This is a genomic window from Rhodanobacter lycopersici, assembly GCF_040812335.1.
In the GTDB taxonomy this organism is placed as follows: Bacteria; Pseudomonadota; Gammaproteobacteria; order Xanthomonadales; family Rhodanobacteraceae; genus Rhodanobacter_A; species Rhodanobacter_A lycopersici.
In genome coordinates, this window is record NZ_JBFOHK010000006.1 from 54,769 (window position 1) to 69,371 (window position 14,603).

General features: G+C 69.1%; 13 protein-coding genes. 8 read left to right on the forward strand and 5 right to left on the reverse strand.

Annotated elements, in window-relative coordinates:
* Positions 1–53: 53 nt before the first annotated feature.
* Complete coding sequence (locus ABQJ54_RS18115) at positions 54–1,385, reverse strand: hemolysin family protein (RefSeq protein ID WP_367855731.1); 1,332 nt, start codon at positions 1,383–1,385, stop codon at positions 54–56.
* Positions 1,386–1,636: 251 nt separating this feature from the next.
* Between ABQJ54_RS18115 and ABQJ54_RS18120 the strand changes: the two genes are divergently transcribed.
* Both ABQJ54_RS18120 and ABQJ54_RS18125 read left to right on the forward strand, forming a co-directional pair.
* Entirely contained in the window at positions 1,637–2,266 is a 630-nt protein-coding gene (locus ABQJ54_RS18120; protein ID WP_367855732.1) for a DUF47 domain-containing protein, read from the forward strand.
* Positions 2,263–3,387: an inorganic phosphate transporter gene (locus ABQJ54_RS18125; RefSeq protein WP_367855733.1), complete on the forward strand. Its 1,125-nt coding sequence runs from the start codon at positions 2,263–2,265 to the stop codon at positions 3,385–3,387. Before ABQJ54_RS18120 ends, ABQJ54_RS18125 begins: the two co-directional genes overlap by 4 nt.
* Before the next feature lie 19 nt (positions 3,388–3,406).
* On the opposite strand, the gene ABQJ54_RS18130 is transcribed toward ABQJ54_RS18125, so the two are convergent.
* On the reverse strand, positions 3,407–3,811 hold the full coding sequence (locus ABQJ54_RS18130; RefSeq protein WP_367855734.1) for a hypothetical protein: 405 nt from the start codon (positions 3,809–3,811) through the stop codon (positions 3,407–3,409).
* Between the two features lie 79 nt (positions 3,812–3,890).
* On the opposite strand from ABQJ54_RS18130, the gene ABQJ54_RS18135 reads away from it, so the two are divergent.
* Entirely contained in the window at positions 3,891–4,226 is a 336-nt protein-coding gene (locus tag ABQJ54_RS18135) for an MGMT family protein (protein ID WP_367855735.1), read from the forward strand.
* 5 nt (positions 4,227–4,231) lie between these two features.
* Here ABQJ54_RS18135 and ABQJ54_RS18140 read toward each other — a convergent pair whose 3' ends face one another.
* Both ABQJ54_RS18140 and ABQJ54_RS18145 read right to left on the reverse strand, forming a co-directional pair.
* Positions 4,232–4,810, reverse strand: coding sequence for a DUF7010 family protein (locus tag ABQJ54_RS18140; RefSeq protein WP_367855736.1), 579 nt, complete (start codon positions 4,808–4,810; stop codon positions 4,232–4,234).
* A 137-nt stretch (positions 4,811–4,947) separates the two neighbouring features.
* Complete coding sequence (locus ABQJ54_RS18145) at positions 4,948–6,198, reverse strand: polyhydroxyalkanoate depolymerase (protein ID WP_367855737.1); 1,251 nt, start codon at positions 6,196–6,198, stop codon at positions 4,948–4,950.
* A gap of 287 nt (positions 6,199–6,485) precedes the next feature.
* On the opposite strand from ABQJ54_RS18145, the gene ABQJ54_RS18150 reads away from it, so the two are divergent.
* The gene (locus ABQJ54_RS18150) at positions 6,486–7,505 is read left to right on the forward strand and encodes a cupin-like domain-containing protein (RefSeq protein ID WP_367855738.1); all 1,020 of its coding nucleotides are present in this window, start codon (positions 6,486–6,488) and stop codon (positions 7,503–7,505) included.
* A 15-nt stretch (positions 7,506–7,520) separates the two neighbouring features.
* Here the strand turns inward: ABQJ54_RS18150 and ABQJ54_RS18155 are convergent, their stop codons facing one another.
* Positions 7,521–8,015, reverse strand: coding sequence for an RDD family protein (locus tag ABQJ54_RS18155; protein ID WP_367855739.1), 495 nt, complete (start codon positions 8,013–8,015; stop codon positions 7,521–7,523).
* Positions 8,016–8,054: 39 nt separating this feature from the next.
* Between ABQJ54_RS18155 and xerD the strand changes: the two genes are divergently transcribed.
* The 4 genes from xerD to ABQJ54_RS18175 all read left to right on the forward strand — a co-directional run bounded on the left by xerD (position 8,055) and on the right by ABQJ54_RS18175 (position 14,594).
* Entirely contained in the window at positions 8,055–8,969 is a 915-nt protein-coding gene (gene xerD / locus ABQJ54_RS18160) for a site-specific tyrosine recombinase XerD (RefSeq protein WP_367855740.1), read from the forward strand.
* Between the two features lie 78 nt (positions 8,970–9,047).
* Positions 9,048–9,854, forward strand: a complete 807-nt coding sequence (locus ABQJ54_RS18165; RefSeq protein ID WP_367855741.1) for a DsbC family protein — start codon at positions 9,048–9,050, stop codon at positions 9,852–9,854.
* Between the two features lie 130 nt (positions 9,855–9,984).
* Complete coding sequence (gene purL / locus ABQJ54_RS18170) at positions 9,985–13,857, forward strand: phosphoribosylformylglycinamidine synthase (protein WP_367855742.1); 3,873 nt, start codon at positions 9,985–9,987, stop codon at positions 13,855–13,857.
* 2 nt (positions 13,858–13,859) lie between these two features.
* On the forward strand, positions 13,860–14,594 hold the full coding sequence (locus tag ABQJ54_RS18175) for a hypothetical protein (RefSeq protein WP_367855743.1): 735 nt from the start codon (positions 13,860–13,862) through the stop codon (positions 14,592–14,594).
* The last annotated feature ends 9 nt before the right edge of the window (positions 14,595–14,603 follow it).

Here is a 14,603-nt window from a genome sequence, read left to right on the forward strand (position 1 = left end):
GCGATAATCATGCAGCAATCGCGGCTGAAGCCGCTCCTACGGCCGTGCGGAGGTCAGCCTTCCGCATCGTCCGCGTTGTCCTGCTTCGGCGTGCGGGTGACCAGCAGCTTGTCGATGCGCGCGCCGTCCAGGTCCACCACTTCGAAGCGGATGCCCTGCCAGGCGAACACCTCGCCGGTCTGCGGGATGTGGCCCAGCGCGGCCATCACCATGCCGGCCGCGGTGCGGAAGTCATGCTCGCTCTCGCCGGGCAGATGGTCGAGTTGCAGGAGCTCGCGCAGATCGTCGGTGGCCAGGCTGCCGTCGACCAGCCAGCTGCCGTCGGCGCGCTGGACGATGGGTGCTTCCGCGTCGGCATCGCCATGGCCGTGGCCGAGCTGGCTGGTGCCCACCACGGCGGCGAGCAGGTCGTTGACCGTGATCAGGCCCTCGATGTCACCGTACTCGTCCACCACCAGGGCCAGCGGGGTTTCCGCGTCGCGGAACTCCTCCAGCAGGTCGAGCGCGCGCGCGGTGGCGGGCACGTACAGCGGCTTGGCAAGGTGATCGAACAATTGCGGGCGGCCTTCGGCGAAGGACTGCAGCAGGCGCTTCACTTCGACCACGCCCACCACCTCGCTTTCGTCGCCGCGGTAGACCGGGTAGCGCGAGTACGGCGTCTGCCGCAGCACTTCCACGTTCTCTTCGCGCGGCGCGGCCATGTCCAGCCAGGCGATGCGCACGCGCGGCGTCATCACGCTGTCCACGCTGCGGTCGCCCAGGCGCAGCACGCGGTTGACCATGGCGTGTTCGTCCGCATCCAGCACGCCCTGTTCGGCGCTTTCGGCCACCAACAGACGGATCTCTTCCTCGGTGGCGGCGGCGTGGCCGTGGCTGCGCACGCCCAGCAGGCGCAGCAGCAGGTTGCTGGCGGCATTGAGCAACCACACGAACGGTGCAGTGGCGCGCGACAGCACCAGCATCGGGATCGCCACGATGCTGGAGAGCTTCTCCGGCGCGGACAGTGCGAGGCGCTTGGGCACCAGTTCGCCCACCACGATCTGGATGAAGGAGATCAGCACGAAGCCCAGCACCACGCCGACCACCCGCGCGTAGGGTTCCAGCCATGCGGCCCGGCCGCCGTGCAGCAGCATCGCGATGTGCGCGCCCAGCGCGTCGCCGGCCACCGCACCGGTGACCAGCATCAGCAGGGTGATGCCGACCTGGATGGTGGAGAGGAAATATTCCGGCTTCTCCGCATGTCGCAGCGCCACGGCGGCGCGCCGGCTGCTGCGCGCCATCTGCTTCAGGCGGCTCTTGCGCGAGGCGACCAGGGCCATTTCGGACAGCGCGAAGAAGCCGTTGCACAGGGCGAGCACGATGACGAGCGCGATTTCGGTCAGCATCGCGGGGACAGCGGGGAGGGGTGCATGGAACCGGAGTGTAGCGGCAGCGCCGCGTGACGCTCCATGGCCCGGTCCGGACGAGGCGGCGGCATCGTGCGCAACATCTGGTCGTACTGGCGGAGCGGCATTCCAGCCGGGTACGCGGTTGGCTGGGCCGACCGCCGCTTCGCGGGGCTGCGGCCATCTTCATGCTGCGATGCGGGGTAACTGTCCTGTAACATCGCCGCCATTCGACCCTCAGGCTGGCCCGCATGTTTTCACTGCAGACGATCTTCGGCAAAGGCGACAAGTTCTACGGCCTGCTGGAGCAGAGCGCCGAGGCGGCGCACGAGAGCGCCAAGGCGTTGCACGCACTGGTCACCCAGGCCGACCACGCGCCGGTGATGGCCGCGTTCGCCGCCACCCGTGCGCGCGAGAAGGCGTTGGCCGCGCAGATCAGCGAGGAGCTGGTGAACACCTTCGTCACCGCGCTGGATCGCGAAGACATCGAGGCGCTGAACTCGGCGCTGTACAAGATCCCCAAGTCGGTGGAGAAGTTCGCCGAGCGCTACGACATCGTGGCTGCGCGCCTGCAGGGCGTGGACTTCGGCCAGCGCGCGCTGGTGCTGGAGCGCTCCACCACGGTGGTGGCCGAGATGATCGGCGAGCTGCGCCGCGGCCTGCGCATCGACCCGGTGAAGAAACTGCAGGACCGCCTGCAGGCGCTGGAATCCGAAGGCGACCGCATGCTGCTGGCGCCGTACCGCACGCTCTACGTCGATGGCAACGACGCGATGAAGGCGATGCTGGCAAAGGATCTGTTCGAGCTGATCGAGAAGGCGATCGACAAGTGCCGCGACGTCGGCAACATCGTCTACTCGATCGTGCTGAAGAACTCATGAGCCTCGGACTGGTCGTGGTGGTGGTGGCGATCGCGCTCGCCTTCACCTACATCAACGGATTTCACGACACCGCCAACTCGATCGCCACGGTGGTGGCGACCAAGGTGCTCACGCCCGGCCAGGCGGTGCTGCTGGCCGCGGTGACCAACCTGATCGGCGCGCTGTGGGGTACTGCGGTGGCGGCCACCATCGCCGCCGGCATCGTCAACACCGGCGTGGTCGAGGCCGGGCCGCAACTGCTGATCTGTGCATTGCTGGCGGCGATCGTGTGGAACCTCATCACCTGGTGGCTGGGCCTGCCGTCCAGCTCCAGCCATGCCCTGGTGGGCGCGCTGGTGGGTGCGGCGATCGCCGAGACGGGCGGTCACTTCAACGCGGTGATCTGGGCGCAGGGCGGCGCGCACTGGTGGCTGGGCAAGGGCGTGATACCCAAGGTGGTGGTGCCGATGGTGCTGTCGCCGTTCGCGGGCCTGGTGATCGGCTTCCTGCTGATGGGCGGGCTGTACGCACTGCTGGCGTGGTTCTCGCGCCGCAGCGGCTGGTTGCATCTGCTCGGCCGCACGCCCTTCGTCAACGGCTTCTTCGGCAAGGCGCAGATCGCCTCGGCCAGCGCGATGGGTCTGGCGCATGGCATGAACGACGCACAGAAGAGCATGGGCATCATCGCGCTGGCGCTGGCCAGCGCCACCGCGGCGGGGCAGTTCGACCATCTGCCGGTGTGGCTGCATTTCCTGCGCATCCACGAATCCACCGCCGGCGGCTTCGCGGTGCCGGCGTGGGTGGCGGTGGTGTGCGCGCTGACCATGGCCGGCGGCACCGCCGGCGGCGGCTGGCGCATCATCAAGACGCTGGGCCACAAGATGGTGAAGCTGCACCCGATCAACGGCTTCGCCGCCGAAGGCAGCTCGGCCATCGTGATCCTGGCCGCCTCCGCGTTCGGTCTGCCGGTGTCCACCACCCACGTGGTGTCCTCGGCGATCATGGGCGTGGGTTCGGCCAAGCGTTCCAACGCCATCAGGTGGTCGGTGGTGGAGCGCATGGTATGGGCGTGGATCCTCACCCTGCCGATCACCGCGCTGATCGCGTGGTGCTTCGTCGAGGCGGCCCGCCTCTGGATTTGAGGCCTGGCACTTCCTGGAACTAGAACGCGTCGCTGCTACTGGCGACCAGCTGTTCGAGCTGGTCGCCGAGGCTGCCCAGCTCGATGATCACGCGATGCAGCTCGCTCTCGTCGAGCAGCTCGTACGGGCGGTTCTCGCACAGGTGCAGGTAGGGCGCGCCATCCAGGTCGGCCACGGCGAGAAAGCCGCAGCGCTGCGCCCAGTTGAAGCGCAGGCAGCGTTGCGGGTCGGTGCCCGCCAGCGGGCCGACCGGGGTGGAGATGCGCAGGTAGCGGCGGCCGGACTCCGCTTCCAGCTCGGCCAGGTAGATGCCCTGGTGGCGACCGTGCGGCAGGGTCAGGTCGAAGCTGATCAGGTAGGGATCGTTCTGGCGCAGCCCGTGCAGGCTGCCCAGGTGGGAACGCACGGCTTCGAAATGGTGCATGGGGCGCCCCGCGGCTGGCCAATGGCCCTGCTACTCTGACACGTCCGCCGCAAGCCTTGGTCAAGGCCCTGTTATCGCCATGCAAGACAGCCACGCCCGCGTCTACGCCGCCATCGCCGCGATCCCGCCCGGCCGCGTGGCCAGCTACGGCGCCATCGCCGCCCGAGCCGGCCTGCCGGGGCGGGCGAGACTGGTCGGCAGGCTGCTGGGCGAGGTGCCGGATGGCATGGAACTGCCCTGGTTCCGTGTGCTGCGTGCCTCGGGCGAGATCGCCCTGCCGAAAGGCAGCCGTGGCTTCCGCGAACAGGTGCGACGGCTGCGTGCCGAAGGCGTGGAAGTGAAAAATGGCCGCGTCGCGCTGTCCGCGTTCGGGCTGGACGCGAACCTCGACCGCGTGCTGTGGGGCGGCTTCTGACGAGATCAGCCTTGGCGCGTGCGCCACAGCACCAGGGATGACGTGATCCACAACACGACAGCCATCGTCAGTCCCACGCCCAAGAGACGCACCGCCACGTCGTGTATCAGCAGGCAGCCCAGCACGCCCAGCACGCTGACGGTGCCGGTGCCGTAATAGATCGGCGCGGCGAACACACGGGCCAGCGGCAGGAAGTGCGCGCCGACGATCAGCGCGACGGCCACAGGGATCCACAGTGGATATCCGAGGTAGGCCAGCACGTTCGCGCTCACGATGATCCCCACGATCTCCGCGGCAAAAACGACGAGGAACCGCCGGTGGGAGCGTTTGTCGGCGGCGGCTGCCGTTGGGCTGCGAACGCTGCGGATGCGGCGCGTCGCAAGGAAGCGAGCGATGCACACGCCGAGCAGGGCAACGCCAACGACAATCGCCGTGGGGAGCGCCCATGCCGGCGTGTTCTGCCAGTAGATCAGCGCCACCACGATCCACGCCGTACCGCCGACCGCCATGATGCTGGCGCCGACGAGCCGGCTGCGCAGGCGCGCCACGTTCGCCTCGTTCACGTTTTCAAACAGCATCGACATGGTGCGATCCTCGGCTGGCCCGACGCGAGCGGATGTGCCGCGGGCCGGGTGCGAGGATTTTGTGGGCACAGGACGCGGCACCGTCAGTGACGGCTGTCACCCACGTGTCGTGACTGAGAGCGGGGCGGACTGCCTGCTCAGGCCGCCCTGTCGGCCTTGCGGATGAAGTCGCGCACCTGCGGGTAGACGATCTCGCGCCAGCGCCGGCCGCTGAAGATGCCGTAGTGGCCGGCGCCTTCGATCACGCGGTGTGCGCGGCACTTCGCCGGGATGTTGCTGCACAGGTCGTGTGCGGCCTGGGTCTGGCCGAGGCCGGAGATGTCGTCCAGCTCGCCCTCGACGGTGAGCAGGGCACTGCGCGTGATCGCGGCGGGATTCACCCGCTCGCCACGCACATCCCACAGCCCGCGTGGCAACTGGAACTGCTGGAACACGCTGGCGATGGTGTCGAGGTAGAACTCCGCCGGCATGTCCAGCACGGCGTTGTACTCGTCGTAGAACTTGCGGTGCGACTCGGCATCGTCCAGGTCGCCGCGCAGCAGGTTCTGGTAGAAGTCCCAGTGCGACTGCAGATGGCGGCCGGGATTCATCGCGATGAAGCCGGCGTGCTGCAGGAAGCCGGGATACACCTCGCGGCCGCGGCCCGGGTAGTTCGGCGGCACGGTGTGGATCACGTTGCCCTTGAACCAGGACAGCGGCTGGGTGGTGGCGAGGTTGTTGACGCTGGTGGGGCTGCGCCGCGGGTCGATCGGGCCGCCCATCATGGTGAGGCTGCGCGGTGTGGTTTCGCCGCGCGCGGCCATCAGCGACACCGCCGCCAGCACCGGCACGGTGGGTTGGCATACCGAGACCACGTGCAGCGACTCTGCGCCGATGTGCCGGATGAAGCGCTCGATCAGCGCCACGTAGTCGTCCAACCCGAACGGGCCGGCCTCGGCCGGCACCATGCGCGCGTCCACCCAGTCGGTGATGTACACCTTGTGGTCGCGCAGCAGCGTGCGCACGGTGTCGCGCAACAGGGTGGCGTGATGGCCGGACAGCGGCGCCACCACCAGCACCACCGGGTCGGTCTTCATCGTCTCGATGGTGGCCTGGTCGTCGCTGAAGCGCTTGAAGCGCTTCAGCTGGCAGAACGGCGTGTCCAGCGCCACGCGTTCGATCACCGCGATCTCGTAGCCGTGCGCCTCGACCTGGTGGATGCCGAAGGCGGGCTTTTCGTAATCCTTGCCGAGGCGGTGGATCAGCTCGTAACCGGCGGCCAGCCGTTGCGTGCCGGGCCACGCGGCGAACGGGTTGTTCGCATCGTTGAGCATCTGCGCGCCGGCGTCGGCGAAATGGCTGAGCGGACCGAGGAAGGCACGTTGCCACTCGTGGATCTGATAGAGCATTGGGACGACCGGCGTTGGCGAAAAACACGCCATCTTAGCGCCGTTCGCGGTTTCTTGTGTTGCAATGCCGCAGGCGGGATCGCCAAGACGATCAAGGAGTTGAGTTGCGCCGCGCGGCATCGGCCGCCAGTCGCGCCCTGACGATGCCTGCCTGGTACGGCATCCCGCGCATGACCGCGTTGACGCCGTCCGGCGGCGCGCGTAGCGTCGCGCTCCGGCGTCGGGATTTTGTTGCGTAGCGCACCGGCAGGTGGCTCGCGGCTGCTTCGCACAGGGGGCGAATCGACATGGGCGCGGTGGACATCGATACGCAGACACGTCCGGAAATCCGGGCGCAGCGCCGGGTCGTGCTGGAGCGACGGACTGCCGCGGACCTGCCGTATCCGGACTTCGTGCGCGACTACATCGCGCGCAATCGCCCGGTGGTGGTGGAGAACACACTGCAGACCTGCCCGGCGCGGCAGCGGTGGACGCCGGAGTATTTCCGCGAACGCTTCGGCGCGAAACGCATCCAGGTCAGCCCCAGCGAGCAGATGGCGTTCGCCGACTTCATCGACGCGGTGCTGGCCTCGCGCGAGGATGCGCCCGGCCCCTACATGTACCGGCTGTTCATCGGCCCGCACCTGCCGGAGCTGCTGCCGGACCTTGAACCGCTGAACCCCTATGCGTTCCCGCGACGCCTGGCCAGTCCGCTGATGCCGCGGCAGTGGCGTCGGCCGGACGGCTATCTCAAGCTGCTGATCGGCGGCGTCGGCGGCCGCTTTCCGTTCCTGCACTACGACCTGGAGAACGCGCACGCGACGATCACCGAAATCTACGGCGACAAGGAGTTCATCCTGTATCCGCCGGAGGATGCCGCTTTCATGTATCCGAAGCCGGGCATGCCGAACCAGTCGACGATTCCGGACGTGCAGCGCGTCGACATGCAACGGTTCCCGCTCTATGCGCAGGCCACCCAGTACTACACCGTGCTGCATCCGGGCGACATGGTGTTCGTGCCCTCGCGCTGGTGGCATGGTGCACGGGCGCTGTCGCCGTCGATCTCGATCTGCCAGAACGTGCTCGATCGCTCGAACTGGGGCGGCTACGTCGACGAGCTGTGTTCCCGCAGCAGTGGCCTGCCGGAAGCCAAGCGTCATGCCAAGCGGGTGTACCTGACGGCGCTCGGCGGCGTGCTGTCGATGCTCGAACGGTGGCCGCGCTCCGGTGCGGGGCCGGCGGGGCGCATCACGCGATTGGCGCCGGCCAGCTACACCGAAGCCGGCGATTCCGCCACCTGGGCCGTCGCCGGCTGGAAGGCGCGCTGAGCGCAGTCGATCCGCTCAATCGATCCGGCGCAGCTCGGTATCCGCGGCGAGGTCGTGCAGGGCACGGCGGCGCGGGTCGAGCAGTGCCACGGCGAACCACAGCGCCCATGCGCCGAACACCGTCCACAGCGTGGCGCGCAGGCCGATCGTGGGTTCCAGCGCGAGCAGCAGCAGTGGCGCGGCGGCAACCAGCACGCGGATCCCGGCCTGCTGCAGGCTGATCGTGCCGCCGTCGTCGCGGCTCACCCGGATGCGCCACGGCCGCATGCCCAGCGTCTGCCCACCGCGTCGCCACGAGGCGACGAAGTAGGCGGCTACCACCGCGCCTTGCAGCACCTGGTACCAGAGCGGGATCACCGTGTGGGCGCCGGTCTCGATCAGGCGGCCGCCGGTGGCGAGCTGGCACAGCAGGCCCACCACCATCACGATCGCCACCACGATCAGCAGGTCGTACACCAGCGCGGTCAGGCGGCGCCACAGCGGACAGGGCAGGTGAGTGGTGACATTCATCGCTTGCGCTCGCGGCGCGCGATGCCCAGCATCGTGCGCATGAAGAAGGAAGGTTCCCTCAGTATCGCCGAAGCGGATGCCGCGAGCATCGACGCGTTCCTGGAGCGCGTGTGGTCCGAGGACGGCCTCGCCGATCGCACGCTGGAGGCCTACCGCCGCGACCTCGAGGCACTGGCGCGCTGGCTGGCCGGACGCGGCCGTTCGCTGCGCGACGCGCGGCGCGAAGACATTTCCGGATACCACGGCACGCAGCGCGCCGCGGTGCGCTCGATGGCGCGGCGGCAGTCGGCGTTCCGGCGCTACTACGCGCATCTCGCCCGCGAGCAGGCGGGTTTCGAGGATCCCACCCTGCTGATCGAGCGGCCGCGCATGCCGCGCAGCCTGCCCAAGGCGCTGGCCGAACGCGAGATCGAGGCGCTGCTGAACGCGCCGGACACCGACAGCACGCTGGGCCTGCGCGACCGCGCGATGCTGGAGCTGATGTACGCCTCGGGCCTGCGCGTGTCCGAGCTGGTGGAACTGCCGCTCGCCGCGCTCAATCTGCGCCAGGGTGTGCTGCGCGTCACCGGCAAGGGCGGCAAGGATCGGCTGGTGCCGGTCGGCGAACTGGCGCTGGGTTACATCGAGAGCTATCTCGCCGTTGCACGCCCCGTGCTGGCGAAAGGCCGCCAGCCTGCGGCGCTGTTCCTCAGCAAGCGCGGCGAGGGCATGACGCGGCAGATGTTCTGGACCCTGGTGAAGCGTCATGCGCTGAAGGTCGGCATCCAGGCCAGGCGCATCTCGCCGCACGTGCTGCGCCACTCCTTCGCCACCCATCTGCTCAACCACGGCGCCGACCTGCGCGCATTGCAGATGCTGCTGGGCCACAGCGCGCTCAGTACCACCCAGATCTACACCCTGGTCGCGAAGGAAGGCCTGAAGCGCCTGCATACACAGCACCATCCGCGTGGTTGAGGGCCGGATTCATAACCGATCCGGCCGGCTGTGCGAAAATCGGCACGAGGCCGATTCCCCAGGCCACCGAGGTGCATGATGTTGAAACAGCTGTTGCTGGCCGTGTGCGTCAGCGGATTCGCCCTGACCGCCTGTGCGGCCGACAACGCCACCGCGGCGGCCCCGGCAGCCGATGCGCCGGCATCCGCCGTGGTGCTCGGCAACGGCGTCGATGCCGCCGCGCTGAAACTGGTGCAGCAGTCGCTGACGAAGCTGGCGCCGGGCGTGGAAGTGGACGTGGTGAACCGTGCGCCGATGCCGGGCTTCTACCAGGTGATCGCCTCGGGCCAGCTGGTCTACGTGAGCACCGACGGCAAGTACCTGCTGAATGGCGACCTGGTCGACATGGGTGCGAAGAAGAGCCTGAACGACGTCGCCTGGGCGGCGTACCGCAAGGCCGAGCTGGCCAAGGTGCCGGCAAGCGCGCGCATCGAGTATGCCCCGCCAAACCCCAAGTACCGGGTCACCGTGTTCACCGACGTGTCCTGTCCGTATTGCAAGGTGCTGCACGAACATATGGCCGAGTTCAACAGGGAAGGCATCGCGGTGGACTACCTGGCGTGGCCGCGCGAGGGCGTGACCGACCTGCGCGGCCAGCCCACGCCGATCTACAAGGAAATGGTTTCGGTATGGTGTGCCGCCGACCGCAAGGCCGCCTTCACCGCCGCAAAGGAAGACCATGCGCCCAAGCAGGCCAGCTGTTCCAACCCGGTGCGCTACGAATACGAGCTGGGCCTGAAGCTGGGCGTCAACGGCACCCCGGCGATCTTCACTCCCAGCGGCCGCCAGGTGGGTGGCTACCTCACCCCGGCGCAGCTGTTGCAGGAGTTGCAGAAGGAAGGCTGAGCGGGGCGCGTTCGCAAGAGCCTGCGGTCATGGCACGCTCCAAGGCGCGTCCGCGGCTATGCCGTGCTGCAGCATCGGCCGGATGCATCGGCTAGAATGGCCGTTCCCATTGCTTGGCGCCGTTCCCCGCATGATCGCACTCGACGGGCAGAACGCCCTTTCGGCCTTCCGCCTCGAACGCCTCAACGCCCGCCTTGACGCCTTGCATCGCGGTATCCGCGTGCAGGCCGCCTGGTTCGTGTATTTCCTCGATGCCGCCGCCGCGCCGGAAGGCACGCTGCGCCAGCGCCTGCTGGAAGTGCTGGAGGCGAAGGACGCCGCGCCGGCGCCGGCCACGCTGTGGGTGGTGCCGCGGCTGGGCACGATCTCGCCGTGGTCGAGCAAGGCCACCGACATCCTGCATGGCGCCGGCTTCGATCTGCGCCGGGTGGAGCGCGGCACGGCCTGGCAGCTCGCCGGCATGCCCGCGGCCGGCACGCCCGGACACGCGGCGGTGCTGGCATTGCTGCACGATGCGATGACGCAGTCGGTGCTGGATTCGCTGGATGAGGCGCAAGGCCTGTTCCTCGCCGGCCAGCCAGGCGACCTGGTGTATATCGCGCTGGGCAGCGACGCCCGTGCCGCGCTCGCCAAAGCCAACGCAGAACTGGGTCTGGCGCTGGCCGACGACGAGATCGACTACCTCGCCGAGCGCTACGCCGAGCTGGGCCGCGATCCCACCGACGCCGAGCTCTTCATGTTCGCCCAGGCGAACTCCGAGCACTGCCGCCACAAGGTGTTCAACGCCAGCTGGACGGTGGACGGCGTGGAACAGGACAAGAGCCTGTTCGCGATGATCAAGAACACCCACCAGCACTCGCCCGCGCACACGCTGTCCGCCTACAAGGACAACGCCGCGGTGATCGAGGGCAGTGCGGGCAAGCGCTTCTTCGCCGATCAAGGCGGTGTGTGGCGTGCGCACGAGGAACAGATCGACTACGCGATCAAGGTGGAGACGCACAACCATCCCACCGCGATCGCGCCCTGGCCCGGCGCGGCCACCGGCGCCGGCGGCGAGATCCGCGACGAGGGGGCCACCGGCCGTGGCGCCAAGCCGAAGGCCGGGCTCACCGGCTTCTCCGTCTCCGACCTGCGCATTCCCGGTCATCCGCAGCCGTGGGAGGTGGAGCGCCCGCTGCCGCCGCGCATGGCCAGCGCGTTCGAGATCATGCGCGACGGCCCGCTCGGCGCCGCCGCGTTCAACAACGAATTCGGCCGCCCGTGCCTCGGCGGCTATTTCCGCAGCTACGAGCACGAGACCGGCGAAACCGGCCTGCGCCGCGGCTACGACAAGCCGATCATGCTGGCCGGCGGCCTCGCCAACATCCGCCATGACCACGTGCAGAAGCGCGCGGTGCAGCCCGGCCACGCGGTGATCGTGCTGGGCGGCCCGGCGATGCTGATCGGCCTGGGCGGTGGCGCGGCGTCCTCGGTGGCATCCGGCGCGTCGAGCGCGGAACTGGATTTCGCCTCGGTGCAGCGCGACAACGCCGAGATGGAGCGCCGCTGCCAGCAGGTGATCGACGCCTGCTGGGCGCGCGGCGAGGCCAACCCCATCGTCAGCATCCACGACGTAGGCGCGGGCGGTCTCTCCAACGCGATCCCGGAAATCCTCAACGACGCCGACGTGGGCGGCGAGATCGACCTTGCCAAGGTGCCCTGCGACGATCCATCGCTGTCGCCGATGCAGGTGTGGAGCAACGAGTCGCAGGAACGCTACGTGCTCGCCATCGCGCAGGAAAACCTGCCCGAGTTCGAGGCGTACTGCGCGCGCGAACGCTGCCCGTACGCCGTGGTCGGCACCGCCACCGAGGCACGCGTGCTGCGCGTCACCGACCCGCGCCGCGACCTCGTGGTGATCGACCTTCCCATGGACGTGCTGTTCGGCAAGCCGCCGCGCATGCATCGCGACGCGAAGCGCCTCAAGCCGCGCGTGGACCTGGTGCCCGACCTCACCGGCATCGGCATGGACGAGGCGCTGCTGCGCGTGTTGCGCCTGCCCACCGTGGGCAGCAAGAGCTTCCTGATCCACATCGGCGACCGCACCGTGGGCGGCCTCAACCATCGCGACCCGATGGTCGGCCCGTGGCAGGTGCCGGTGGCCGACTGCGCGGTGACCATGGCCGACTTCGACGGCTACCGCGGCGAGGCGATGGCGATGGCCGAGCGCGCCCCGGTGGCGCTGCTTTCCAGCGCCGATGCCGCGCGGCTGGCAGTGGGCGAGGCGATCACCAACCTTGCCGCCGCACCCATCGCTTCGCTGGGTGAGATCCGCCTGTCGGCGAACTGGATGGCCGCGGTGAACCATCCCGGCGAGGACGCCGCGCTGTTCGACGCAGTGAAGGCCGTGGGCATGGAACTGTGCCCGCAACTCGACATCTCCATCCCGGTCGGCAAGGACTCGCTGTCCATGCAGACCGTGTGGAAGGACGGCGACACCCCGCAGCGCACGGTGGCGCCGGTGTCGCTGGTGATCACCGGCTTCGCCCGCGTGGACGACGTGCGCCGCACGCTCACGCCGCAGCTGAAGCTCGATCGCGGCGACACCGACCTGTGGCTGCTCGACCTCGGCGCCGGTCGCGACCGCCTCGGCGCTTCCGCGCTGACCCAGGTATTCAACCGCGGCGGCGGCGTGCCGCCGGACCTGGACGACACCAGGCGCCTCAAGGCGCTGTTCGAGCTGGTGCAGGAGGCGAACCGCAGCGGCCTGCTGCTGGCCTACCACGACCGTTCCGACGGCGGCGTCATCGTCACCCTGCTGGAAATGGCCTTCGCCGGCCATTGCGGCCTGGAGATCCAGCTCGACGGCTGGGCCGACGCCGCGCTGCGCTCCCTGTTCAACGAGGAGCTGGGCGCCGTGCTGCAGGTGGCGGCGGCGAACCGCGAGGCCTTCGAGGCACTGCTGGTGAAACACGACCTCGCCGGCATGAGCTACCGCATCGGCCGGCCCAAGGAAAAGCTGGGCATCAAGCTCTACTCGGGCGGCGAGACGCTGTTCAAGTGGAACTGGAGCACGCTGTACCGCGCCTGGAACGAGACCAGCCACGCGATGCAGCAGCTGCGCGACAACCCGGCCAGCGCCGATGCCGAGCTGGCGTGGCGGCTGGACGACGCCGATCCGGGCCTCAGCCCGAAGCTCACGTTCGACCCGGCCGAGAACATCGCCGCGCGGCTGATCCACGCGGCCATCGCCGGCGGGGCCAAGCCGCGCGTGGCGATCCTGCGCGAGCAGGGCGTCAACGGCCAGGTGGAAATGGCCGCCGCGTTCGCGCGCGCCGGTTTCGAGGCAGTGGACGTGCACATGTCCGACCTCGCCAGCGGCCGGGTGAAGCTCGCCGACTTCCGCGGCTTCGCCGCCTGCGGCGGCTTCTCCTACGGCGACGTGCTGGGCGCCGGCCGCGGCTGGGCCACCTCGATCCTGTACAACGACTACCTGCGCGCCGAGTTCACCGCGTTCTTCGCAGACCCGACGAAGTTCGCGCTGGGCGTGTGCAACGGCTGCCAGATGATGAGCCAGCTCAAGGACATCATCCCCGGCGCGCAGCACTGGCCGAAGTTCCTGCGCAACACCTCCGAGCAGTACGAGGCGCGCGTGGCCACGCTGGAGGTGCTCGATTCGCCCAGCCTCTTCTTCAAGGGCATGACCGGCTCGCGCATCCCGGTGGCGGTGGCGCACGGCGAAGGGCGCGTGCATTTCCCGAACACCTGCAGCCCGTCCAAGGCGCAGGCGGCGCTGCGCTTCGTGGACAACCGCGGCAAGCCCACCGAGCACTTCCCGCTCAACCCGAACGGTTCGCCCGGCGGCCTCGCCGGATTCACCGCCGCCGACGGCCGCGTGACCATCCTGATGCCGCACCCGGAACGCGTGTTCCGCAGCGTGCAGATGAGCTGGGCGCCGGAAGCCTGGGGCGAGGACTCGCCCTGGCTGCGCATGTTCCGCAACGCCAGGGTGTGGTGCGGCTGAGCGTGCCTGTGCCGGGACGCCAGTGGCCGGTGTGGCTGCTGGCGCTTGCCTGGTTGCTGCTGCTGGCCTGCCTGCCGTGGTGGCTGGACCTGCCGCTGCTGCTGGCCTGCGCACTGGCGCTGCTGTGGCGCACCGGGCCGCTGCAGGGACAGGCCCGGCTGCTGCGACGCGGCCTGCGCTGGGGGCTGCCGGGCTTGCTGCTGGCGATCCTGCGCATGTCCGGCGCGGATGCACTGGCCTGGCTGTTGACCCTGCTGGCCGCGCTGGCCGGCTTCTCGCTGCTGATGCTGCTGGAGAACTGGCTGGATCGCGGCCGGCCGCGCGACCCGTCCCCTTCGGCCGCGGACGAATGGCCCGAACTGGCGCTGGCTCCGATCGGGCCAACCGCCGCGATCATCGAACTGCAGCCACCACAGTGGCGCCCGCTGGAAGAAGGCCTGGCCGATCCGCTGGGTGGCGAGCTGTGCTGGCATGACGATGCGCTGCAGCTGGCCGACGGCAGCCGGATCAATGGCGTGGAGCCGCGCGGCGACTTCGCCGCCGACGGCCGCTGGCTGGCGTTGCCGCTCGCGGGGCAGCGTGGCCTGCTGTTGCTGGATCGCCGGCATGATCGCCGGCATCGCCTGCGCGGCTGGCAGCTGGCCGGCTGGCACGAGGGTCAGCCATGGCTGAGCCGCGACGAAGAGCACACGCCACTGGCCATCATCCACGTGCTGGGGCGCGACGAGGGAGATTGAGCCGTCATC

What these genes read in the sequence shown, in the direction of transcription:
- ABQJ54_RS18115 (WP_367855731.1), bottom strand. Translation starts at nt 1,385, where the DNA reads ATGCTGACCGAAATCGCGCTCGTCATCGTGCTCGCCCTGTGCAACGGC.
- ABQJ54_RS18120 (WP_367855732.1), top strand. Translation starts at nt 1,637, where the DNA reads ATGTTTTCACTGCAGACGATCTTCGGCAAAGGCGACAAGTTCTACGGC.
- ABQJ54_RS18125 (WP_367855733.1), top strand. Translation starts at nt 2,263, where the DNA reads ATGAGCCTCGGACTGGTCGTGGTGGTGGTGGCGATCGCGCTCGCCTTC.
- ABQJ54_RS18130 (WP_367855734.1), bottom strand. Translation starts at nt 3,811, where the DNA reads ATGCACCATTTCGAAGCCGTGCGTTCCCACCTGGGCAGCCTGCACGGG.
- ABQJ54_RS18135 (WP_367855735.1), top strand. Translation starts at nt 3,891, where the DNA reads ATGCAAGACAGCCACGCCCGCGTCTACGCCGCCATCGCCGCGATCCCG.
- ABQJ54_RS18140 (WP_367855736.1), bottom strand. Translation starts at nt 4,810, where the DNA reads ATGTCGATGCTGTTTGAAAACGTGAACGAGGCGAACGTGGCGCGCCTG.
- ABQJ54_RS18145 (WP_367855737.1), bottom strand. Translation starts at nt 6,198, where the DNA reads ATGCTCTATCAGATCCACGAGTGGCAACGTGCCTTCCTCGGTCCGCTC.
- ABQJ54_RS18150 (WP_367855738.1), top strand. Translation starts at nt 6,486, where the DNA reads ATGGGCGCGGTGGACATCGATACGCAGACACGTCCGGAAATCCGGGCG.
- ABQJ54_RS18155 (WP_367855739.1), bottom strand. Translation starts at nt 8,015, where the DNA reads ATGAATGTCACCACTCACCTGCCCTGTCCGCTGTGGCGCCGCCTGACC.
- xerD (WP_367855740.1), top strand. Translation starts at nt 8,055, where the DNA reads ATGAAGAAGGAAGGTTCCCTCAGTATCGCCGAAGCGGATGCCGCGAGC.
- ABQJ54_RS18165 (WP_367855741.1), top strand. Translation starts at nt 9,048, where the DNA reads ATGTTGAAACAGCTGTTGCTGGCCGTGTGCGTCAGCGGATTCGCCCTG.
- purL (WP_367855742.1), top strand. Translation starts at nt 9,985, where the DNA reads ATGATCGCACTCGACGGGCAGAACGCCCTTTCGGCCTTCCGCCTCGAA.